This window comes from Shewanella sp. c952 (assembly GCF_019654975.1).
Lineage (GTDB): Bacteria > Pseudomonadota > Gammaproteobacteria > Enterobacterales > Shewanellaceae > Shewanella.
This window is the reverse complement of record NZ_BPEW01000165.1, coordinates 1-240: the sequence shown is the minus strand read 5'-3', so window position 1 is coordinate 240 and position 240 is coordinate 1. Positions and strand designations below refer to the sequence as shown.

The 240-nt window shown below is 47.1% G+C and carries 2 tRNA genes; both read left to right on the top strand.

Annotated elements, in window-relative coordinates:
- Positions 1–44: 44 nt before the first annotated feature.
- Positions 45–120: transfer RNA gene (locus tag K5R16_RS22415), tRNA-Val, on the top strand.
- Positions 121–157: 37 nt separating this feature from the next.
- Positions 158–233 (top strand) — tRNA-Val (locus K5R16_RS22410).
- Positions 234–240: the final 7 nt, after the last annotated feature.

Genomic DNA, 240 nt, shown 5'->3' with positions numbered 1-240 from the left:
ACCACCATTCTTTTTACAAAGAATTAAAACATTGTGAAATCCCAGGTCGATTAGCTCAGCTGGGAGAGCACCTCCCTTACAAGGAGGGGGTCACTGGTTCGAGCCCAGTATCGACCACCATTCTTTTTACAAAGAATTAAAACATTGTGAAATCCCAGGTCGATTAGCTCAGCTGGGAGAGCACCTCCCTTACAAGGAGGGGGTCACTGGTTCGAGCCCAGTATCGACCACCATTCTTTT